Source organism: Vibrio sp. 10N.222.49.C9 (assembly GCF_041474985.1).
GTDB classification, from domain to species: domain Bacteria; phylum Pseudomonadota; class Gammaproteobacteria; order Enterobacterales; family Vibrionaceae; genus Vibrio; species Vibrio crassostreae_C.
This window is the reverse complement of the sequence record NZ_JBFRVD010000008.1, coordinates 275,826-295,370: the sequence shown is the minus strand read 5'-3', so window position 1 is coordinate 295,370 and position 19,545 is coordinate 275,826. Positions and strand designations below refer to the sequence as shown.

Below are 19,545 nucleotides of genomic sequence, written 5' to 3'. Positions count from 1 at the left end.
TAAGGTTCTGTCTATGAGTGTCTTATAGCTTTGTATCGTGCCTTTTATCACTGAGCTTCCAGCAGGCCAGCCTTCAGGTTTAACAAATAAACCTTTGAGCATTCTCTTGGTTACAAACCAGTAGCTAGTTGAATAAGGAATGTCGATATAAACCAAGGTATCAGCTGCATCTAAACGTGTGTTGAACGAGCCTAGAGGGCCAAAACCATCGATGATCCAGCTTTCTGACTTAAGTATGCTCTCATGAGCCTCCTCAAATACTTCACGTTCAACAAACTCTCCGTTGGCCTTGTAAACAATAGAGTCCAACTGGTGAAGCTCTATCCCTGTAGCTAGTGCTAACGCCTTGCTGACTGTGGACTTTCCACTCCCAGGCTTACCAAAAACCGCGATCTTTTTCATATGACTTCCTCTATTCAGATAAAACCCATAAGACAGCGACAAAAAACCCACCTTAGGGTGGGTTCGATAAACAAAGCGCATCAACAATCCCACCATTCTTATGGAATGATGATAATTCGTTGGTTAGATGGCGCTAAATTCAGTTTCATAAAACTACTTTTATATATTGTTGCTTAGTTGTCAATGCAGCCAAACGTTGATTGGGAAGCTATATCCTCGTCAAGTCGCACCCATTAATAGTCTTAATGAGTGCTAATTGGTCTTGGTTATTTCGCTTTCTTTTTCGCCACTGTCGCTTCTGATAGCTTGCTTAGTACACCCGATACTTTCTTAACGACCTCGTCACAGCCATTGATCGTGTGACGCTCTACCAAGTAATTAGGATCGTTGTAAGACAACCATACTTTCTTATTTGAATCTTCAGTGACTAACACCTTCTGCGGTAAATCTATCGCGACTTCTTGAGCACATTGCATTAATGGTGTCCCTACTTTCGGGTTACCAAAGATGATGACTTCCGTTGGTCTCAATTCAAGATCGACCTTACTCGCGTTTTTCTGATGGTCAATTCGCGCAAACAATGTCAAACCTTTGCTTATAGCGAGTTCTTCAAAGCGGTCAGCGGTCTCTTTCACTGAGTAATTACTTTGGTATTTAATCAAACCATCAGAAGCCGCAGCTAAAAATGATGCAGAGAGTAAAATGGCGCATAGTGGTAGTAATTTTTTCATCGTCGCCTCAGAGATTTAACCTAATCAAACTTACATTCATAGCGCCACTTCTAAAATCAGCGACGTAACCCATGTCAGTATAGACGCGATTCGATTCTCAGTTTGCAGAGAGGATCACTTTTCTAATGCGTCTTATTATCATCAGTTTAGGTTAACTCGACGCTAACCATTGGCTTTGAAGCTTGAATGTTTGGTCATCAAAATCAATAGTGCCTTGCACACCTAGTGGCGTGACTAGCATGGGATGGGTGTGACAACTGTCGAAGCCATACAGGATCGGGACATTTTTACCGTTCAGCACTTCAAGAAGTACATCGAGTGGTGTTCGCCCTGTCCCTTTGTCATCAAACAACTCATGTTTGCCGAGTACAATAGCGCCTACTTTATCGAATACTCCGCAAGCCAATAAGTGCGCGAATGAACGCTCGACCGCTTCAATGCCTTTTAGTGAATCTTCAATAAGCAGAATATCGCCAGACTGAATTTCTGGCATGTATTCGCTGCCCCAAATCCCGGCCATCGTACTCAGGTTGCCGCCAATCACGCGACCGCTTACTTGACCTCTTCCCATGAAGTGCCATTCGTTATTGTAAACTGGCTTTGCAGAGTCTTGAGTTTCCCAATCGTGTTTAATGTCCGTCCAACTCTCAGGCATCGTGTACTGATGTTGGCTTGAATCCGAGCATAAGATGTCAGTAAACGATTGGAAGGTTTCGTCGACTAATGGCGGGAACTCACCAAATGACGCAACAAGTGCAGGGCCATAAAAAGTCACCAATCCAGTTTTGGCGTAGATGCCTAACAGTAATGCTGTGGCATCTGAATAGCCGACGATGATCTTAGGGTCGTCTCTAAGGGCATCATAATCGATGTATGACAACAGTGAGTTACTGTTGTTACCACCAATGGTCGACATAATGCAGCGCACGTCAGGATCTCGAATGAGCTGATTGAGTTCTTCGGCTCGCGCTTGAATGGAACCAGAACGATACCCTTCTGACTCTCCAGTTAACAAACCTTCAACTAGAATGAAGCCCTGCTTTTCCAAATAACGTTTAGCACGAGCAAATCGATTAGGTGCAAAGACCGTTGCGGGCGATGACGGTGAGAAAAATCCGATTTTGTCACCAATATTTAAAGCTTTTGGGTATATCACTCGTTTGTCCTCCATAACAAAATTGGAATAATACGCCTGACTGAAACTCACTAATTCTTAAAGCAAACGAGTTCTTTAAGCGAGTTGATTTCGGGGTTAGAGCTCAAAAAATTAAGGTTGAATCAAATTTTCATCCCCAATTAATGCCACGATTTAGTCCCACATTTCTCACACTGGTATTCATAATCACTGTCGACATAAAAACCGGGAACATTATGGTCACCTTTAAACAATAACGTCATCAGGTACTCCATCAACACGCCTAACTTCCATTGTTTCTTTTCAGATTCAGTGTCCGCTTTAGATTCAGCATCGGAAGCGTTAACAGCAAGGTGCGGGGTAAGTGCGTTACACAGTTCGCAGTGATAAGGATGTTTAATATACTTATTATCAAGCATTTATATAAGCCAACCAATATTTATAAAGTTGATGCATACTAACAACTTATCACTCGGTTCTCGAACTTATTGTTGTCCACTAGATCTTTATTTGAAAGAAATGAGACACAAGGTAAGTGCCATGCATCTTGAATCAGTTGCCATCGAGATTTCCCTCATTGAACAGCTAAAGCTATTGTTACGCTTAGGTACGAAATTAACTTTTACTTTAATAGCCCTTTGTCCGCAGCACCTTCAAGCTGCACTTCTAGCTCTTTCCATAAGGCACGACTGCCTTTAGAAATACGCTCGCCATTGAAGGTCAGGACTTTGTCTTTGGATATGTTGTGCTTCTTCCAGCTATGACCACCACCATGGATGTTATGAAGCAAAGGCGGCACTCTATCGATCGCCTTACCAAATCTGGCTTCTGGTGACTCACCTGCTTCGAACTCAAGCCATAAATCCAAATACTCGCTTCTTGAATGGCTCGGTAATGATTTCAGCAAGCGCTCAACGCAGTTTCTCTCTTTGAGCTTGTTTTCTGCGGTTTCACTGGCATAAATGATGGTGTCTCCGGCATCGATTTCCCCAAGATCATGAATCAGCAGCATCTTCATTACTCGCGTAATATCGATTTCTTCATTGGCATAGTCTTTCAACATGAGTGCGCTCAAACAGACGTGCCAACTGTGCTCAGCGGAGTTTTCATATCGATCCAATCCAACCGGTTTTGTCTGTCGATGAACATCCTTTAATTGTTCAATCTCGACCATGAATTGCAGAATGCCTTTGATTTCTTCCACGATGAGCTTCCTTAACTTAAGTTGATGATTTAGCGGTGCGGAGGGTTAACCTAACGAAAGAGAAGCGTTACTCCCAATGAACCGACATTTTGTAATACGCAACACCCGATGGTTGTGGGCTAAGCTTATCTACCTGTTAGCCATAGGGTGTTCAGGATTTAACTGAAGCAGATCCCACAAGTTACCGTAAAGATCTTCAAACACAGCAACGGTGCCGTAGCCTTGCTCTTTAGGCTCTCGGACAAAGTTAATGCCCAAAGACGTCATACGTTCGTAATCACGCCAGAAGTCATCGGTGTTTAAGAATAGGAATACGCGTCCACCAGCTTGGTTGCCGATGAAATCGAGTTGCTCTGGCTTGGAAGCTCTAGCAAGTAACAGGCTCACACCGGTTGAATTTGGTGGAGCAACAACAACCCAGCGCTTATCTTCTTCTGGCAGATACGTGTCTTCGATGAGATCAAACTTAAGCTTGTTTACATAGAAATCAAGCGCTTCATCGTAGTCTTTTACCACGAGTGCAATGTGGACAATATTCTGTTTCATAACATACCTTGTTGGGGTTTTAGCTGCGTGGAATGATGCCATGAAGCAGGTAAAGACACTAGGTGTCGCATCATAAATCGTAGTATCTCGTCCGTCACAATCTAAAAGGTATACATCATTTATAACTGCCAGAATCCGAGCTCGACGCCACCTTGAATGACAATGGCACACATCCCGTGACGTGGTAACTCCATTGGCGGCACCGCAACTTCGGCGCCTAGTTTCTCGGCTGCAGTTACTGCAGACTGAATATCCTCAACCAACGTGTAATGACGAACAGTTGGTTCTTCAGTTTCACGAAGCGGTGCTCGAATGCCAATTACCCCGCCATTAGATAGCTTTGCAGTGCGCGCCCCACCAAGGTTCACATCTGCACCACTGAATTTCACGTTGTAGAGCTGAGCGTATGTTGCACAAACGACATCGACCTCTGGGGTAACCACTTCAAGATATTGAACCTTCATCAAATTTCCTTCTCGTGTTCTTTAAGACTCTCAACCTGCATACAGCTGTGCAGGTGTTTCTCATCAATAATTTATTACTAAGCAATTCGACCGCGCATGATAAATTGCGGGCCTGCTGCGCCACCTAAATACTGTTCATTGGTATCTTCGAAGCCGCCTTTCTTATAACAGTTGAATGCTGCCGGATTTTTGCAATTCACAGTTAAGTAAATCGACTCATACGCTGAGTAATTCGCTTTTAAATACGGAAACAAAGCCTTCACCGTGCCTGTTCCTAAACCTTTACCTTGCTGGTTTTTATCAAGCACAAAAGCTCTCAAGCCAATGCTTCCTTCAGGGCAGAATTCGTAGTGCTCTGCGTAAGCGATATCCAGCTTAAAGAAACCCACAACTTCGTTATCAGACTTAATCACGTGCAAGTGCGTCGTTTCACTGCCGTCTAATAAAAACTCTGCAGCTGTACCAGCGAACTTAACCTGTTCATCGGCGAGTTGGATGGCCTGAACTAACGCCACATGTGAATCTTCAAGCCTTTCGATAGTTATCATTGTTGTTCCTTCTGTATAGCACCCACGAAGAACCGACTAGAGCTCATCGCTAGTATCTCGAGAACCGTAGTTTGGGAAGTTGATATTAAGAACGTTATCGTCCTCAAGAGTGAATAGAACACTTCCATTCTCTACACCGGTTTCGTTTCTATCTGAACAGCCTAGAAACAGCTCCCAATCAAACGAATATTGAAGTCGGTATTGATTCGCATTGATGTGGAGAACGCCTTTGATTTTGATACCGTTCACCACATGTGCCATATCATCGATGTATGACAGATCAGGGATTAACTTTTCTTCGAAATCACTCTTATGCTCGGTTAAGAAATTGAGCAGTTCAGAACATAACTCGGAGCCATGAACCTATGGTTTAGACAGACTAGAAAACAACATTTCTAAATACTCCAAGGATTGTTTTGATATTGGGAAGATGCGCGCGAGTCTGTTACAAATTCAAGCTCAATCGGAAACGGTAACTTCAAATTCCGACACTACATTAGAGTTTTGGATGTGTTGATACCAACTTTTTACGTCTTCAACCAGCAAGTGCATCATGTAATTGTGACAGTGCGCAGGTTCATAAAAGTTTTGCAGAAGGAAGGCACAACTGCCGTGACGCAGATAGGCGATATCGTGAAATTCAGACATCACTTCGAAGCCGATTGACTGGTAAAAACGCTTGGATAAATCGAAGTCTTTCGCGGGTACAAAAGACTTAATTTCTGAGACTTTGAGGTTTTCCATCCTATATCCTTATAGTGTTGATATTCTGGTGCTGACACGCTTAACGCTTTGAGTGGTTACAGCGTTTATTCAGAGTCTTGCTGAAATGAGTCAACTTCGGCTTTGGTTAGATAACGCCACTGGCCTGCTTCAACATCCAAACGAACGTCACCAATCTGTTCACGGTGTAGGCCAACAACTCGATTCCCTACTGCAGCAAACATTCGTTTCACTTGATGAAACTTACCTTCTGTAATGGTCAACAGCACTTCTTTACTGGTAATCACTTCGAGCTCTGCCGGACGCGTCGATTTTTTTTCGCCCTGCAATTGAATGCCCGCTTTAAACTTATCAGCGACATCGTCTTTGATATCTCGTGACAATGTCACGCGATACACCTTCTTACACGACTTGGTTGGCAGCGTAATATTGAATGACCATCGCCCATCATCGGTAATCAAGACTAAGCCTGTGGTGTCGGCATCTAAGCGCCCTGCGATGTGCAGTTCTGATGCTTTGTCTATCTCGATGTAGTTGAACAATGAAGGATAAACTTCGTCGATGTTAGAGCAGATAGTACCCGCAGGCTTGTGCATTAAGAGGTATCGAAATTCACGCAACTTAAGCGGCGTGCCATATAACAAGATGGTGTTGCTTTCATGAACCTGAGTCGATTCATCGGTCACAGCCTCACTGTTTACGTTCACCTCGCCATTATGGATGCGTTCAATCGCTTCAGGCTTGGTTAGGTCAGTGCTTTTACATAGGTATTTATCAAGACGCATTAATCGTCGGCACCACATTTAGCACAAGGCTTGTAAGTTCGTTCACCTTGCTCGATAACCACATAGTCACCAACGCACTTGTCACATAAAGCGAGCGTTGGGTAAGCCTCTTTTTGTTTCTTTGCGTTGATGTTGCCTTCGGTGGTGTATACGGTTCTCATTTTGATGCCTTTGTTTGAATTACGTGAGAGGCGCAAATTGTATCACTGTTTACAGCTTTGATTGGAGTGGTGGTACATAGATAAATTGACTTTAAGCGCCGTAATTCCAAGCTCCCGCCCCGTAACGGCTTAACCATGAACAACAAAGTCAACGTGCCACGCCTATCAGTGGTAAAATGATAAAAGCTCACCAACTTATGAAGTCGATAATGAAAGATTGTAATCAATGCGGAAAATGCTGTATCAAATACGGAGATGGCGACCTTGCCGCGACTCAAGAAGAGATCGATTTGTGGGAGCTGTTCAACCCAGACATCTTTGAATATGTTCGAGGAAGCGAGATATGGTTCGACCCTGAATCTGGCGAACGTTTATCTCGCTGCCCTTTTCTGGAACTGGTTCCGACGAAAGACACCAAGGCTCAGGCCAAGTACACATGTAGTATTTACTTAGACCGTCCGGAAGATTGCCGACACTACCCAAGCCTGATTAATGAGATGGTACGAGATGAGTGTGAAATGATTGAGGTGGTGGATTTACAAGACACGAAGAAAGCTCAAAGGAAACTCGACCTGTTGATGAAAGACAGCCGCCCTTCAAGCTATTCGTAAGCGATGATCTTTTGAAGATCAATTTTCAGCATTCGCTAATATGTAATAATACAGCTAATAGCAGCTAAAACCTTAAGCCAAATATTGGTTCGCTTCTAACCAATCAAGCGCAACCAGTGCCGCCAATGAGCATACCGCTCTGTCGTTGCCATCCACAAACTTAAGCTCTTCAATTTCGGCATCCGGAGACAGTTCGCCAGTATAATCAGCAAGATAGCAAGTCAATTGCACCGATACGCCTTCCGCTTTGCCATCAGCTTGGCCTGTAAACGTCTCGACGTATTTGATGGAGTCAGGCACTAAATCAACTGAGATCTCTTCTTTGATTTCGCGAACCAGTGCTTGCTCATCACTTTCGCCAGCTTCACGCTTACCACCCGGTAGATAGAACAGTTCTTTGCCTTTTGATCTGACCATCAACAGCTTGCCGTCTTTGATGAATATCCAAGCCAGCTTATCAATTACCTTATGCATGTCGTTAGACCTTATTTCTGTTTTAGTTCTCGTTCTTACTGAATCAAGCCACACCATTAGTCGCGACCAAACAAAGCCTGGGTATGTTACACGCTGGAAGGAATATACTCTATTGAATCGAATAGGAAATATCATAACCAAAACGAAAAATGACAGCGTTCGAGACAATTCTCGTCAACTGTCATTGGCGATGTTTACGAACTGCTCTCTAGCTGCCCGCGAATAGTATCAATCGACTAGCCACTTAAGCGCAGAGTCATGGTCTTCGAATGACTTAATCTCACCGGACACAAACCAGCTCCCTACTTTTGAAGCGAATTCTTGCCAGCTTTTATCGCCGAAAATAGCAATCTTGTCTATCTTAGAATTGAGCTCTAATCCCAGTTTAAAATCATCCCAAGCTGCACGTAACTCCCATCCTGTTAAGGTTGAGATATCGACCAGCATCTTGAGTTTAGATGAATCGAGTTCTTCTAGCGTGGTATTTAGAATTGGCATCATTGCCTGATAGTCATCGTGTGTGAGTTTGCCTTTCGCTTTGAACACAACGATGGTTTCACCGCTAACACGTTCAATTCCAACCGATATTCCGTGACATTCGATACTCATAACCTAGCCCTCATAGTGGAAACTAGAGTTAGCTTAGAGGATTAAACAGCAAAGAGATGAGAGGTTTACGTCAAAACGGACAAGCGCTTTATCTGAACTTAATATCAGAGAGTTAATCGCGCTACTCCAACAGTTCGCTTAGGGATTGAACTTGTACGATACCTGGATGCTGTGACTTAAGCTCAGCACCTTCCGTGTTCAACCACACCGCTTGCAAACCCGCTTCAAGTGCTGGGTAAATGTCTTTCTCTAGAGTGTCGCCTACCATGGTGATCTCTTGTGGTGAAACACCGAGCTTAGAAATAATGGCAGGATAGAACCCCGACTCGAACTTAGAAAAGCCAATGCTCGCCTTACAAAAGTAACCCAAGATATATTGAGACAGGCCAACACGCTCAAAGGCTCGAATGATGTCGTCTTTACTGGAATCACCAGCATTGGTAGCAACATAAACTAGATGAGTTTTCGACAACTCCCCCAGTAATGCACGAGCACCACTCACTTCTTGTACGGTTTCCCAGTCACACATCTTCCCTTGTGCGTCTGGCAAATCGACCATCAGCGTATTGCCCCAGTCGAATAAGACTATTTCTGTTAATTCGATTAGCTTTGTCATCTTGCCTCCTGCATACGATGAATTATCTAATGTTTAAGCGAGCCTATAAAAACTTCTCGGACGGTTAGGCTCATTATGGACAACCTTGTTACTGTTTATGGAGCACGATCTTCTAAACACAAAATACCCTTTATTGATAAACCACTTTAAAACGCTCCAACATAAGTAACATGTCTTCACTTGGTGAGATTTTGAGCTCTTCACATTCACGTGAGAAGAAATTCCAGTGAGCTTCTCTCCACCATTCGAGTGTTTTGTCACCCTCGCCTTCGGCAGCAGCAAACTCCGCCGTCACTTCGTTATATTTGCACTGTGAGACTGAAGTGATCTCTACAATGCAAACTGGCTTGCCATCCCAGTCAGTGACGACTTGCAAGTGACCAACTACTGGTCTCGTCTCGCCTTCATGGCTGTACCAATATTCAAGGCTGCAAGACGCTTGTTTTTCACCCTTGAGAATTAACTGGGCGCAGAGGTTGGCGTTGTATTCATCAGCACAGTAATAGTCGGCACTAAAAGAGGTGTATTGCGAAGCAACGTCTGCTGGTAATGTGTTGAGGTAGCTATCAAGATAAGCTTTACTTCTTTCTTCCATGATCTTTCCAAATTCAATATCAGGTTGAGCCGATAAACACTTATAGATTAAGCATCTGGCTGCATTGGGAGTAACCTATCAAGTCAGGTTATAGCTGTAAACCGAGTGAATATCAAAATGTGGGCTGAGAAAGAAGAATATAGGTAGGATTTCGAGGCCAGTACAAGGAGATCCAAAAAGTGAAAGAAGAACCAAAAGCACCTTTAGTCGGTGCTTTTGGCTCTTAGTATCTCGTTACTAATAGCTCGTAACTGACGGGGTATTAACGGTTCAAGAAGTCGACCGCTTTGTCTGGGAAGTCGGTAAACACACCATCAACTTTGACTTGGTTGTAGAAGACATCCAACATGCCATCAAAGTTATCAGCATAAGCTGGGATTCTTCCTGGGTCAGCACGGAACGTGTACGGGTGAACATCTAAGCCCGCGTCTTTTGCTGACTTCATTAACGGTTTAATAATGATGTTATCTTTGGTCGATGCATCGTCCACCAACATTGGCTTCCAAGGGCCTATTCCTTCCGCATAAGACGCCACTTTTTCCATGCCACCAGCTTCAAACATCCAGTCGTAACTGTACGGCGTTGCTTTGTCACCTTGGTAGGTCATGGTTTCATTCCAATCTGTATAGGCCATCAACTGAACGAGCTTAAGATCCATTTCCATCACTGGCATGAGCTCATCGTTAATGCGTTGAAGTTCATTGGCGTCAAAACACTGCAAATACACTTTGTCGTCTTTTGATAGGTAACCATATTGATGCAAGGTTGCAAGCACAGCTTTTGAGATATCTTTGCCTTCGTGACGATGGAACCAAGGTGCTTTAATTTCAGGATAGATGCCCACGTCATAACCTAAGGTCTTATTTAGGCCTTGGATCAGCTCGATTTCTTCTGCAAAGGTAGCGACACGGAAATCAGACTGCCACATTGGGAAGCGCGTTGGGTACCCTGCCACTCTGTTGCCTTGTTCATCTAACTTAAAGCCTTCGGTCACCTTTAATGATTTGATCTCAGCGAGCGTAAAATCAATCGCGTAGTAACGGCCATCTGAACGAGCACGTGTTGGAAAGCGATCCGCGACATCGGTGACTCGGTCTAGATAATGATCATGCAAAACCACCAATTGGTCGTCTTTGGTCATCACGACATCTTGTTCGATGTAATCAGGTTTCATTGCATAAGCGAGCGCTTTAGCGGGTAATGTGTGTTCAGGTAAATAACCAGAAGCACCGCGATGCGCAATCACTAAAGGGTCGGCGAACGCATTTGCAGATAAGCTTAGTGCTAATAAGGTCAGAGACAGTGACGTTGTTTTCATTATTGTTTCCCTTGATAAAACAGAAGCAGGATATACCTGCCTCTGTTGTTATTTATAGATGTGATTCAGTAAATACACTACTGAGCTAGCGCTTCTCTCTCTCGTTCGAGATCTTTTTGTTTATGGTGCGCACGCTCACCTAAGAAGGCGTAAAGCAGACAGATGATTGAAGCCACACAAGCGCCGACCAAAATAATGAAGCCGCCATCCCAGCCGTAATGGTCAACCATAAAGCCGAGTATTGCGTTCGCAGCAACCGCGCCACCTAAGTAACCAAACAAACCCGTTAGACCAGCCGCTGTACCCGCTGCTTTCTTAGGCGCAAGTTCCAGTGCATACAAACCGATCAGCATTACAGGACCATAGATAAGGAAACCAATCGCAACCAGTGCCAGCATATCAACCGTTGGGTTACCTGCTGGATTCAGCCAATATACCAACACAGCGACTGTCACTAGAACCATGAACAAGATACCTGCAGGTGCACGTCGGCCTTTGAATAACTTATCTGAAATCCAACCACACAATAAGGTGCCAGGGATACCTGCCCACTCATACAAGAAGTAAGCCCAAGATGATTTATCTACAGAGAAGTCTTTTGCTTCTTTTAAGTAAACTGGAGCCCAATCGAGTACGCCATAGCGGATAAGGTAAACAAACGCATTGGCAATAGCGATTGACCACAACAGTTTGTTAGAGAAAACGTACTTAAAGAAGATCTCTTTCGCCGTCATTTCTTTCTCATGAGACGTATCGTAGTCGTCTGGGTAATCGTCTTTATGTTCTTCAATCGGTGGTAAGCCGCAAGATTGAGGTGTATCTCTTACAGTAAACCAAACAAAGACAGCAACGAGAGTGGCAAAAAATGCAGGAACATAAAAAGCGGTTCGCCAATCGTCGTTAAAAGCCCACAGCCCCAACAAGAACATTGGGCCAATCAAACCGCCACCCACGTTGTGAGCAACGTTCCATACTGACACTATCTCACCACGTTCTTTTCGTGACCACCAGTGGACCATGGTTCGTCCACAAGCTGGCCAACCCATACCTTGGAACCAACCATTCAAGAACAGCAGGATAAACATCGCAGTGATGCTGCCTGTTGCCCAAGGCATAAAGCCAAAGCAGAACATCACCAGTGCCGACATTAACAAGCCACCGCTGAGGAAGTAACGAGGGTTAGAACGGTCAGAAACACTGCCCATTAAGAACTTAGATAAGCCGTAAGCGATAGATACCGCCGCTAATGCAACCCCTAGTTCTCCACGGCTAAAACCTTGTTCAATGAGATAAGGCATCGCCAAACTAAAGTTTTTACGGACTAAGTAGTACCCCGCATAGCCAACGAAGATGCCAAGAAACAGCTGCCATCGTAGTCGTGTGTAGGTGCTATCGATCTTATCTGATGACAAGCGATCGATATGCGCCATAGGTTTGAATATTCCAAACATAGGAACCTCATAATTATTGGGCGAAGGAAGAATTTAAATGCTCGAACGAAAAAATTTAGCGCTCATTCGAAATCAAGGGAATTGTATGTGCTTCAGGATTAATTTCTGTGATAGAGGTAGTTATTAACAAAAAATAACTTTAAATACAGCATATTAGTTTCATTTAATTAGACTGCGCTTCATATTTTTGTTTGTATCTGTTTAATTAAACATCAGAACTTTCGAGTACGAATAAATCCAAAAAGAGCGAGCGAACATAAATCAACCAACAACAACTTTGTTATTACTGCGAATGCATAGTGAATAACAACAATTTTAGTTGAATCTGTGGAGTTATGAAGGTGGTTTGGGCTATTGGTTAAAGAAGTTCGCTAAAATCAATGCAAACAAAAAGGGTCTAGATTTCTCTAGACCCTTTTAGGTAATAACGCTTGGTGGCTTGATGTTGGCTAATTAAGCAAACATTAGCTAATTACTCGAAGTATTAGCTAGCCACACGACATGATTATGCGTCGATGTAAAAAGCTTCTACAGTGCCTTTTAGAGTAATAAGCATTGGCTGACCAAAACGATCTAGCGCTTTTGGAGAAGGGATCTTAACCCAACCTTCGCTGATGCAGTATTCTTCAACATCAGTACGCTCTTTACCATTTAGACGAATGCCGATTGGGTATTCGAAACACTCAGCAACGTGGTGTGGGCTGCGTGGGTTGCCTGCAAGATGATCTGGTAAAGCTGGTCTTGAATTAGTATCGCTCATGTTCATTACCTGTATGTACGTAAATAAAAAAAGTGCGTCATTCTAGTCAATATAGGCTTTGTGCTCAACAACTGCTGCAATAAATCGTCTTGATCGTTTTAATCAACAGCTAGTTGTTTGATTTAAAGGCGATATCGGCATGAGTTTCAACGAAAATTTAACAGGTTTATGCATTATGGATGAAAGGGAGAAATTCATTACTCGAACGGCAGATAAACTAATATCAGGCTTTTATTCCGAGCTTATCGATTAAGCTCAATACTCATCACTTTATGGTTCGGTTCTGATTCGATATTTACGATTGACCAACCTAGCCCTTGGTAGAGACCCATGATATTGGTGTACGCGTAGAGTTGAGTTTGCACTGCAGAAGAAACCTGTCTGACACCACGATTAATCAGTTCACTGGCAATGCCTTGACCGCGCCATTGAGGGTCGACAAACACAGCGTTGATCCACACTACATCACGAACTTGGTGAGGTTCTTGAAAATAGGAATACGCCAAGCCACCAATGACCACATTATCGCGAAGTACTGTTATTACTGGAGGGAGTTGTACGTTTTCTTTATATGTATCTTTAAACTTGAAATCAGACCATTCACTTTGAAATAAGCCCTCTAACTCATGCCAATAAGGTGAGTTTTCATCGCAATTTCTAAAGATTACTTTCTGCATTTTTCCGTCCTTTTAAAGAGAGTAATTCGGCTATCCTAGCCTTGTTTAATCTAAGTGTAGGTAAAGCTACTCTTCTTCGTCGTAATCGTCTGCTGGGTCTTGATTAATTTCTTCGCCGCATCCTAGGCATTCACCTTGCAGATCCGTAGGCATCACAATAATCAAACCACAATGAGGGCAAAGATCGCCTTGTTGAAACATCCTGTATTCCTTCTACTTAATGGCTATTGCTTAGGATATTTTTGCTTACTCGCTTCTAGCCAGTCGTGAATCACTTGGCGAGCGGATTCCGACGGAGGTGCATTTCGTTTTCCGCAGATTTGGTCTATTTCAAAAGGAAATGCTTTGCTCGGGACGCGGCGTAAACCTATGGTTAAACGCTGAGGCTTGAGCATGCGGAACACCACATAACGATCGCTCATGATTCGGTTGTGATACACGCCAATACAGTGCTTCTGCTCGATGCCTTCGTGTTCAAGGTCGTAATAATCCATGAGCGGATGAATGTTGTCATTGCCAAGTAAAGGAACGGGATAAGGGATGTCTTTATCCATTGGGCAGTTACCCTCCAAACGACGTAATTGGCGTTGCTCCGTCCAGCGGTCATGGAGTTGTTCAAACATCGCAAAAGAGTTCTGTCTGGTAATCGCGCGCAGTGGATCATCCATCTCCAAATCTTGCCCTAGCAATATCGCATCTTGGAACATCGCCATCTTCGACGGTGCGTTAAGTCTGCCCTCTTCCACCATTGCAATCCCTAGCCTGCTACCAGTTAGAAATGGATGAACTTGGTCCAAACGCAGGGCTGTGTATCCAACTTTTGAGTAATGCTTAAACTTAAGAACTCGTCTTTGCAGTGGCTCGAGAATGCGAACAATGTGGTCGAGTTCATCACCAACATTGTAATGAAGCTCTAGCTTGTCGATGAATTTGAGTGTCGCCTTGCTGCCGTCTAAGCCCAACTTGGTAAGGATCTTCTTCTGCCCTAAGCGACTTAGTGCCAGTGCTTTCTTGTTGTCGACACTGTATTTCATGCAGATCAAAGCCAAAATAACAGGCCTTAATTCAAGCAATTGCGCGGCTTCATAAGTATTCGCAGCAAGCCACAACATCTGGTATTGGTATTCTGGAAAGTCGTCGGTGATTTCACGATAACACGCAGGTAATGAATTTAGCCAACGACCATTCACGTCAAACTGTTCAACAAGGTTGAGGCTCAGCCCAATGCCTCCATCAAGCGGTCGTCTACCATCTTCAAACACCTGAAAGCCGACGAGCTTTTGAGACCAGTCTCGGATCTCAATATCGTAGTCGAAACCTAATGTTCGAGTGGGAATGGTTAGTAGTGCTGTCATTGATGCCTCTTCGTTATTGGCGCATTGAACTATCAAGCCTATCTAACAGCATAAGCTAGCGCTTCAACCACTATATCAACCTTTTGTAAATTTCTTACCAATCAAAGCGATATAAATACGATAGTGCTTAGAAGAACATTGAATGATGATTTTACGGAATATGAGATCTCTTCGATATCATTTGCGTCAACAGAAACTATGCTTGTTACATAACTCACAACAAGAGGCTTTAATTATGGATTACCGACATATTCTGGTCGCACTTGAACTGTCTGACGACACCAAGATTCTCATTGATAGAGCGACCTTCTTCGCTGATAAACTGGAGGCTGGCATTTCATTTGTTTATATCGATGGTACGCATGGAGAAATTTATCCAGAGCTCGTTGATATTCAGGGAAATGACGGTGATTTACCCATCAATGAAGATGCCGTTAAGCATTTGAAAGAGTTTGAAGCCTACGCCAAACACCCAATCAAGCACATTTTCGTGGGAACGGGTGATTTGAACGATAAGCTCAAAAATGCCATCGAAGCAAACGGCGTTGACCTATTGCTGTGCGGCCATCACCATGATTTTTGGCATAAGCTCATCTCCCATTCTAAACAGATCATCGATACTTCCCCTATCGATATTCTCGTTGTTCCTATGGAATAGAAGCTCCAGTTCGACACTCAAAAATAACCGGCATTGCCAACCTCTATCGGTATTATTGGTTGGCTTGATATCCTCTTCAACACACTCATCCTGATCGAAATCTCCTATTTCCCACTTAGAGTAGTCATTTGTGATCTTGTCAGCCTATCAACTCGTAAGCGTCTAATAATTAACAAATCACGTCATTTCGATTTGAATCAACGTACTGAAATGTACGACCCAGACCATGCCTTCATCAATCAATGGTCAGACGGTAACGCAGTCACAACAAGCCTCACAAACCAGGACGCATTATGAAATTTAAAACGGTACGACTTGTATTAGGTGACCAACTCAACATTGAGCATTCATGGTTTAGACAGGTTAACGATGACGTTATTTACATCATTGCTGAGCTAAAACAAGAAACAGATTATGTTGCCTCTCACGTTCAAAAAGTGGCCGCGTTTTTCTGTGCGATGGGTTACTTCGCTAACGAACTCAAAGAACAAGGTCATCAAGTACTACACCTTACTCTTGACGACACAACGCAATTTGAAAACCTAGACACACTTTTAAAGCACTATGTACACGAATTCGGCGCAGAGAAATTCGAATATCAAAGGCCAGATGAATATCGTCTCTTAGAGCAGATGAACAATCTCAAGCTGACCAATGCGACCAAAGGTTGTTGTGATACAGAACACTTCCTCTTTCCATTCGAGGAGATAGAACAACAGTTTCCAAAAGACAAACACATCATGATGGAACACTTCTATCGCCGAATGAGAAAACGTTTCGACATTTTGCTAGAAGACGGAAAGCCCGTTGGCGGAAAATGGAATTACGACGCGAACAATCGAAATAAGCTCAAGAAACAAGACATCGAAAACCTACCTCAGCCGCTGATGTTTACCAATGATATAACCGACATTTTGCAACGTATCGAACGTCACCAAGTACAAACCATTGGTCAAGTCGGTAACCAGTTACTATGGCCGGTGAACCGCGCACAAAGCTTGTCTCTACTCGCTCATTTCTGCCAAGTCTGCTTGCCGTTATTTGGGCAGTTTCAAGATGCGATGACGACAGAGCACGACTCTAAATGGAGCTTGTATCATAGCCGTATATCGTTCTCGCTGAACAGTAAACTGCTGAGCCCTAAAGAAGTGATTGATGCAGCACTGTCGGCCTACCAAGCATCCTGTCTTCGAGACAGCTCACCAGATAAGCCAAGCATCGATATTGCACAGGTCGAAGGATTTGTACGCCAAATACTGGGGTGGCGAGAGTACATACGCGCCGTCTATTGGGCAAACATGCCTGCTTACGCCAACAAAAACCATTACTCAGCACATAATAACCTGCCCCATTACTTTTGGGACGGACAAACCAAGATGAACTGCATGAAGCATGCGATTGACCAGTCTCTTGAGTTTGCTTACGCGCACCACATCCAAAGGTTAATGATCACTGGCAACTTCTGTTTAATCACGGGTATAGACCCTGACCAAGTCGACAGTTGGTACCTCGGTATTTACGTCGACGCGATTGAGTGGGTTGAAATGCCAAATACGCGAGGTATGGCACTGTTTGCGGATGGCGGGATCGTAGGAACCAAACCATACTCTGCCAGCGGTTCCTATATCAACCGCATGAGTGACTACTGCAAAGGCTGTCACTACAAGATAAAAGAACGCAGCGGCGAGCAATCTTGCCCTTTCAATAGCTTGTATTGGCGCTTTATGGACCAGCACCGCGATGCGTTAAACCGCAACCCACGTATGGGCATGTTATATCGCTCTTGGGACAACATGGATGAGCAATCACAACAAGCGATTCTCGATACTGCTGAACAACGAATCACAAACTTGGAGAACTTATAATGGTGGAGCAACTCAGATTACACATATTGGTGGTCGGTGGGAGCGGCGGTATTGGTTTCGCTGTGGTTAAACACCTATTATCTGAGCTCTCTCGGTTTGATTTTCTTGATGTGCATGTAGACGCGACTTACCACTCTCAACAGCCGGAACTAGAAAACAATCGCTTGAGCTGGCACAAAGTCGACGCCACCGACGAAGCTGATATTAAGCGCTTGAGTTCTGAGTTTGAACAACTTGATTGGCTGATCAACTGCGTGGGTATGCTCCACACTCCAGATCTTGGACCGGAAAAGAACTTGTCGTCCATCGACCCTGAGTTTTTCCTCAAAAACATCTCTGTGAATACCCTGCCCAGCTTGTTATTAGCAAAACACTTCACGCCGATACTTAAAGCGAGCGACAATCCAAAGTTTGCTGTGGTATCCGCAAAGGTTGGCAGTATTTCAGACAACAGATTAGGCGGTTGGTATAGCTACCGCTCATCGAAAGCAGCCCTAAATATGTTCATCAAAACCATGTCGATCGAATGGCAACGTACCATTAAGAAAGGCACCGTGTTGGCTCTGCACCCGGGCACGACAGACACAGCTCTGTCGAAGCCTTTTCAGACCAATGTCCCTGAAGGTAAGTTGTTTGAGTCAAGCTATGTCGCCCATCAGTTGGTCGATATTATTCGCACTGCCACACCGGATAACAGTGGGCACTTCTACGCTTACGATGGTGAACAGTTAAATTGGTAGTTGATACGAGTGTCCGTCTTTCATTAGTGCTAAAAAAGAAAACCCAACAGAGTTGAAGCTCCATTGGGTTTTTATTTAGAAAGAACGCCTCTGTTTTAAAAGGCGTTTGGTTGATATCTAGCTAAAGATCAAAACTGATCATCACGATTATTCAGCCCAATTGAACTTAGTATCGTCAACACCTTCTTTCTCTTCTTTAGCTCGCTCGCGTCGATGTTGTTCTTCAATTCGCGCAGCGTCTATCTCTTGCATGATGGCTTCGATATCAGCCAAGTCGTCGGTTTCCGTAAACTCACCCGTCAGTTTGCTGTCTGGCTTCAAGTCGCCTTTCTCGTACAGCGCCCACATTTCCTTGGCATACTCGGTTTTCGCCAATTCAGGGGCAAACTGAGCGTAGTAGTCACGGATGTTATTGATGTCACGAGCCAGCATCCACTCGGCGTTGTTGTTCGCAGAAGCATCAACTGCTTGTGGTAAATCGATAATCACGGGGCCGTATTCATCCACCAATACGTTGAACTCAGACAAGTCACCATGGATCAAACCGACACACAGCATTTTAACTACGTAAGTCATCATCACAGCGTGGTCTTCGATCGCCTGCTCTGCTGACATCACGACATCGTTCAAACGTGGTGCAACATAACCATCATCGTCAGTGACCAGTTCCATAAGCAGCACGCCATCAAAGCAACCGTAAGGGACAGGCACACGTACGCCCGCTTCTGCCAGTTTATATAAGGCATCCACTTCAGCACTTTGCCAAACCTTTTCTTGTTGCTCTCGACCAAAGCCAGAGCCTTTTTCCATCGCTCGAGCACGGCGGCTATTTCGGACTTTTCGGCCTTCACGATACGCGGTCGCTTTTTTAAAGCTGCGCTGGCTAATTTCCTTATATACCTTGGCACAACGGATCGTATCGCCGCAGCGTACAATGTACACAGATGCTTCTTTGCCACTCATGAGTTGGCTTGTCACCTCGTCGACTAAACCATCGTCAACTAAAGGCTGTATTCTTTTAGGTATCTTCATGCCGCCTTTATACATCACTTATCTTACAGATAGAAATATTAACTTGAGAAATGAATTACGAAACGATTAAAGGAGCATCAAAATG

The 19,545-nt window shown here is 44.0% G+C and carries 26 protein-coding genes and 1 pseudogene; 4 read left to right on the top strand and 23 right to left on the bottom strand.

Annotated elements, in window-relative coordinates; genetic code table 11:
- The 12 genes and pseudogenes from AB4585_RS03470 to AB4585_RS03415 form a co-directional block, all read right to left on the bottom strand.
- The coding region (locus AB4585_RS03470; protein ID WP_372169348.1) for an adenylate kinase at positions 1-402 on the bottom strand (402 nt) is incomplete at its 3' end.
- Between the two features lie 266 nt (positions 403-668).
- On the bottom strand, positions 669-1,133 hold the full coding sequence (locus AB4585_RS03465) for a DUF302 domain-containing protein (RefSeq protein ID WP_372169347.1): 465 nt from the start codon (positions 1,131-1,133) through the stop codon (positions 669-671).
- A gap of 151 nt (positions 1,134-1,284) precedes the next feature.
- A complete protein-coding gene (locus AB4585_RS03460; protein WP_017061804.1) occupies positions 1,285-2,289 on the bottom strand; it encodes a S66 peptidase family protein in 1,005 nt (334 codons plus the stop codon).
- Positions 2,290-2,429: 140 nt separating this feature from the next.
- Entirely contained in the window at positions 2,430-2,687 is a 258-nt protein-coding gene (locus tag AB4585_RS03455) for a hypothetical protein (protein ID WP_017061803.1), read from the bottom strand.
- Positions 2,688-2,890: 203 nt separating this feature from the next.
- Positions 2,891-3,472, bottom strand: a complete 582-nt coding sequence (locus tag AB4585_RS03450) for an HD domain-containing protein (protein ID WP_372169346.1) — start codon at positions 3,470-3,472, stop codon at positions 2,891-2,893.
- 129 nt (positions 3,473-3,601) lie between these two features.
- Positions 3,602-4,018, bottom strand: coding sequence for a VOC family protein (locus AB4585_RS03445; RefSeq protein WP_017061801.1), 417 nt, complete (start codon positions 4,016-4,018; stop codon positions 3,602-3,604).
- Between the two features lie 119 nt (positions 4,019-4,137).
- On the bottom strand, positions 4,138-4,482 hold the full coding sequence (locus tag AB4585_RS03440; RefSeq protein ID WP_017061800.1) for a VOC family protein: 345 nt from the start codon (positions 4,480-4,482) through the stop codon (positions 4,138-4,140).
- A gap of 77 nt (positions 4,483-4,559) precedes the next feature.
- Positions 4,560-5,030 carry a GNAT family N-acetyltransferase gene (locus tag AB4585_RS03435; protein WP_372169345.1) on the bottom strand — a complete coding sequence of 157 codons (471 nt, stop codon included), beginning with the start codon at positions 5,028-5,030 and terminating at the stop codon, positions 4,560-4,562.
- Positions 5,031-5,066: 36 nt separating this feature from the next.
- Entirely contained in the window at positions 5,067-5,366 is a 300-nt protein-coding gene (locus AB4585_RS03430) for a hypothetical protein (RefSeq protein ID WP_240698158.1), read from the bottom strand.
- Positions 5,367-5,492: 126 nt separating this feature from the next.
- A pseudogene (locus AB4585_RS03425) lies at positions 5,493-5,774 on the bottom strand (glyoxalase); the annotation flags it as partial.
- Between the two features lie 65 nt (positions 5,775-5,839).
- Entirely contained in the window at positions 5,840-6,538 is a 699-nt protein-coding gene (locus AB4585_RS03420; protein WP_372169344.1) for a pseudouridine synthase, read from the bottom strand.
- Positions 6,538-6,699 carry a hypothetical protein gene (locus tag AB4585_RS03415; protein ID WP_372169343.1) on the bottom strand — a complete coding sequence of 54 codons (162 nt, stop codon included), beginning with the start codon at positions 6,697-6,699 and terminating at the stop codon, positions 6,538-6,540. Before AB4585_RS03415 ends, AB4585_RS03420 begins: the two co-directional genes overlap by 1 nt.
- Positions 6,700-6,908: 209 nt before the next feature.
- On the opposite strand from AB4585_RS03415, the gene AB4585_RS03410 reads away from it, so the two are divergent.
- A complete protein-coding gene (locus AB4585_RS03410; protein ID WP_055318759.1) occupies positions 6,909-7,310 on the top strand; it encodes a YkgJ family cysteine cluster protein in 402 nt (133 codons plus the stop codon).
- Between the two features lie 72 nt (positions 7,311-7,382).
- Here the strand turns inward: AB4585_RS03410 and AB4585_RS03405 are convergent, their stop codons facing one another.
- The 10 genes from AB4585_RS03405 to AB4585_RS03360 all read right to left on the bottom strand — a co-directional run bounded on the left by AB4585_RS03405 (position 7,383) and on the right by AB4585_RS03360 (position 15,165).
- Complete coding sequence (locus AB4585_RS03405) at positions 7,383-7,784, bottom strand: NUDIX domain-containing protein (protein ID WP_017059210.1); 402 nt, start codon at positions 7,782-7,784, stop codon at positions 7,383-7,385.
- A gap of 228 nt (positions 7,785-8,012) precedes the next feature.
- Positions 8,013-8,393 (bottom strand): STAS/SEC14 domain-containing protein, encoded by a 381-nt coding sequence (locus AB4585_RS03400; protein WP_137002089.1) that lies wholly within the window; start codon positions 8,391-8,393, stop codon positions 8,013-8,015.
- Positions 8,394-8,514: 121 nt separating this feature from the next.
- Complete coding sequence (locus tag AB4585_RS03395) at positions 8,515-9,009, bottom strand: HAD family hydrolase (protein ID WP_065583633.1); 495 nt, start codon at positions 9,007-9,009, stop codon at positions 8,515-8,517.
- 130 nt (positions 9,010-9,139) lie between these two features.
- The gene (locus AB4585_RS03390) at positions 9,140-9,604 is read right to left on the bottom strand and encodes an ASCH domain-containing protein (protein ID WP_372052417.1); all 465 of its coding nucleotides are present in this window, start codon (positions 9,602-9,604) and stop codon (positions 9,140-9,142) included.
- Positions 9,605-9,866: 262 nt separating this feature from the next.
- Positions 9,867-10,922 (bottom strand): glycerophosphodiester phosphodiesterase, encoded by a 1,056-nt coding sequence (glpQ, locus tag AB4585_RS03385; RefSeq protein ID WP_065583632.1) that lies wholly within the window; start codon positions 10,920-10,922, stop codon positions 9,867-9,869.
- A gap of 77 nt (positions 10,923-10,999) precedes the next feature.
- Positions 11,000-12,373 (bottom strand): glycerol-3-phosphate transporter, encoded by a 1,374-nt coding sequence (gene glpT / locus AB4585_RS03380; RefSeq protein WP_029235174.1) that lies wholly within the window; start codon positions 12,371-12,373, stop codon positions 11,000-11,002.
- A 505-nt stretch (positions 12,374-12,878) separates the two neighbouring features.
- Positions 12,879-13,133 (bottom strand): DUF3297 family protein, encoded by a 255-nt coding sequence (locus AB4585_RS03375; RefSeq protein WP_017059204.1) that lies wholly within the window; start codon positions 13,131-13,133, stop codon positions 12,879-12,881.
- A 242-nt stretch (positions 13,134-13,375) separates the two neighbouring features.
- A complete protein-coding gene (locus AB4585_RS03370) occupies positions 13,376-13,810 on the bottom strand; it encodes a GNAT family N-acetyltransferase (RefSeq protein WP_017059203.1) in 435 nt (144 codons plus the stop codon).
- A 66-nt stretch (positions 13,811-13,876) separates the two neighbouring features.
- Positions 13,877-14,011, bottom strand: coding sequence for a hypothetical protein (locus AB4585_RS03365; protein WP_017059202.1), 135 nt, complete (start codon positions 14,009-14,011; stop codon positions 13,877-13,879).
- Positions 14,012-14,034: 23 nt separating this feature from the next.
- Entirely contained in the window at positions 14,035-15,165 is a 1,131-nt protein-coding gene (locus AB4585_RS03360) for a PcfJ domain-containing protein (RefSeq protein ID WP_372169342.1), read from the bottom strand.
- A 235-nt stretch (positions 15,166-15,400) separates the two neighbouring features.
- Between AB4585_RS03360 and AB4585_RS03355 the strand changes: the two genes are divergently transcribed.
- The 3 genes from AB4585_RS03355 to AB4585_RS03345 all read left to right on the top strand — a co-directional run bounded on the left by AB4585_RS03355 (position 15,401) and on the right by AB4585_RS03345 (position 18,428).
- The gene (locus AB4585_RS03355; RefSeq protein ID WP_017063967.1) at positions 15,401-15,823 is read left to right on the top strand and encodes a universal stress protein; all 423 of its coding nucleotides are present in this window, start codon (positions 15,401-15,403) and stop codon (positions 15,821-15,823) included.
- A 293-nt stretch (positions 15,824-16,116) separates the two neighbouring features.
- Positions 16,117-17,688, top strand: a complete 1,572-nt coding sequence (locus AB4585_RS03350) for a cryptochrome/photolyase family protein (protein ID WP_372169341.1) — start codon at positions 16,117-16,119, stop codon at positions 17,686-17,688.
- Entirely contained in the window at positions 17,688-18,428 is a 741-nt protein-coding gene (locus AB4585_RS03345) for an SDR family oxidoreductase (protein WP_065583629.1), read from the top strand. The genes AB4585_RS03350 and AB4585_RS03345 overlap by 1 nt, the downstream gene beginning before the upstream one ends.
- 147 nt (positions 18,429-18,575) lie before the next feature.
- Here the strand turns inward: AB4585_RS03345 and AB4585_RS03340 are convergent, their stop codons facing one another.
- Complete coding sequence (locus AB4585_RS03340) at positions 18,576-19,460, bottom strand: PA4780 family RIO1-like protein kinase (RefSeq protein WP_029236383.1); 885 nt, start codon at positions 19,458-19,460, stop codon at positions 18,576-18,578.
- Between the last annotated feature and the right edge of the window lie 85 nt (positions 19,461-19,545).

Excerpts from the sequence above, each read along its gene's own strand:
- AB4585_RS03410 (WP_055318759.1), top strand. The coding sequence starts at position 6,909 with ATGAAAGATTGTAATCAATGCGGAAAATGCTGTATCAAATACGGAGAT.
- AB4585_RS03465 (WP_372169347.1), bottom strand. The coding sequence starts at position 1,133 with ATGAAAAAATTACTACCACTATGCGCCATTTTACTCTCTGCATCATTT.
- AB4585_RS03395 (WP_065583633.1), bottom strand. The coding sequence starts at position 9,009 with ATGACAAAGCTAATCGAATTAACAGAAATAGTCTTATTCGACTGGGGC.
- AB4585_RS03365 (WP_017059202.1), bottom strand. The coding sequence starts at position 14,011 with ATGTTTCAACAAGGCGATCTTTGCCCTCATTGTGGTTTGATTATTGTG.
- AB4585_RS03455 (WP_017061803.1), bottom strand. The coding sequence starts at position 2,687 with ATGCTTGATAATAAGTATATTAAACATCCTTATCACTGCGAACTGTGT.
- AB4585_RS03340 (WP_029236383.1), bottom strand. The coding sequence starts at position 19,460 with ATGAAGATACCTAAAAGAATACAGCCTTTAGTTGACGATGGTTTAGTC.
- AB4585_RS03435 (WP_372169345.1), bottom strand. The coding sequence starts at position 5,030 with ATGATAACTATCGAAAGGCTTGAAGATTCACATGTGGCGTTAGTTCAG.
- AB4585_RS03390 (WP_372052417.1), bottom strand. The coding sequence starts at position 9,604 with ATGGAAGAAAGAAGTAAAGCTTATCTTGATAGCTACCTCAACACATTA.
- glpT (WP_029235174.1), bottom strand. The coding sequence starts at position 12,373 with ATGTTTGGAATATTCAAACCTATGGCGCATATCGATCGCTTGTCATCA.
- AB4585_RS03440 (WP_017061800.1), bottom strand. The coding sequence starts at position 4,482 with ATGAAGGTTCAATATCTTGAAGTGGTTACCCCAGAGGTCGATGTCGTT.
- AB4585_RS03355 (WP_017063967.1), top strand. The coding sequence starts at position 15,401 with ATGGATTACCGACATATTCTGGTCGCACTTGAACTGTCTGACGACACC.
- glpQ (WP_065583632.1), bottom strand. The coding sequence starts at position 10,922 with ATGAAAACAACGTCACTGTCTCTGACCTTATTAGCACTAAGCTTATCT.
- AB4585_RS03360 (WP_372169342.1), bottom strand. The coding sequence starts at position 15,165 with ATGACAGCACTACTAACCATTCCCACTCGAACATTAGGTTTCGACTAC.
- AB4585_RS03370 (WP_017059203.1), bottom strand. The coding sequence starts at position 13,810 with ATGCAGAAAGTAATCTTTAGAAATTGCGATGAAAACTCACCTTATTGG.
- AB4585_RS03345 (WP_065583629.1), top strand. The coding sequence starts at position 17,688 with ATGGTGGAGCAACTCAGATTACACATATTGGTGGTCGGTGGGAGCGGC.
- AB4585_RS03420 (WP_372169344.1), bottom strand. The coding sequence starts at position 6,538 with ATGCGTCTTGATAAATACCTATGTAAAAGCACTGACCTAACCAAGCCT.
- AB4585_RS03400 (WP_137002089.1), bottom strand. The coding sequence starts at position 8,393 with ATGAGTATCGAATGTCACGGAATATCGGTTGGAATTGAACGTGTTAGC.
- AB4585_RS03375 (WP_017059204.1), bottom strand. The coding sequence starts at position 13,133 with ATGAGCGATACTAATTCAAGACCAGCTTTACCAGATCATCTTGCAGGC.
- AB4585_RS03350 (WP_372169341.1), top strand. The coding sequence starts at position 16,117 with ATGAAATTTAAAACGGTACGACTTGTATTAGGTGACCAACTCAACATT.
- AB4585_RS03445 (WP_017061801.1), bottom strand. The coding sequence starts at position 4,018 with ATGAAACAGAATATTGTCCACATTGCACTCGTGGTAAAAGACTACGAT.
- AB4585_RS03405 (WP_017059210.1), bottom strand. The coding sequence starts at position 7,784 with ATGCATAAGGTAATTGATAAGCTGGCTTGGATATTCATCAAAGACGGC.
- AB4585_RS03415 (WP_372169343.1), bottom strand. The coding sequence starts at position 6,699 with ATGAGAACCGTATACACCACCGAAGGCAACATCAACGCAAAGAAACAA.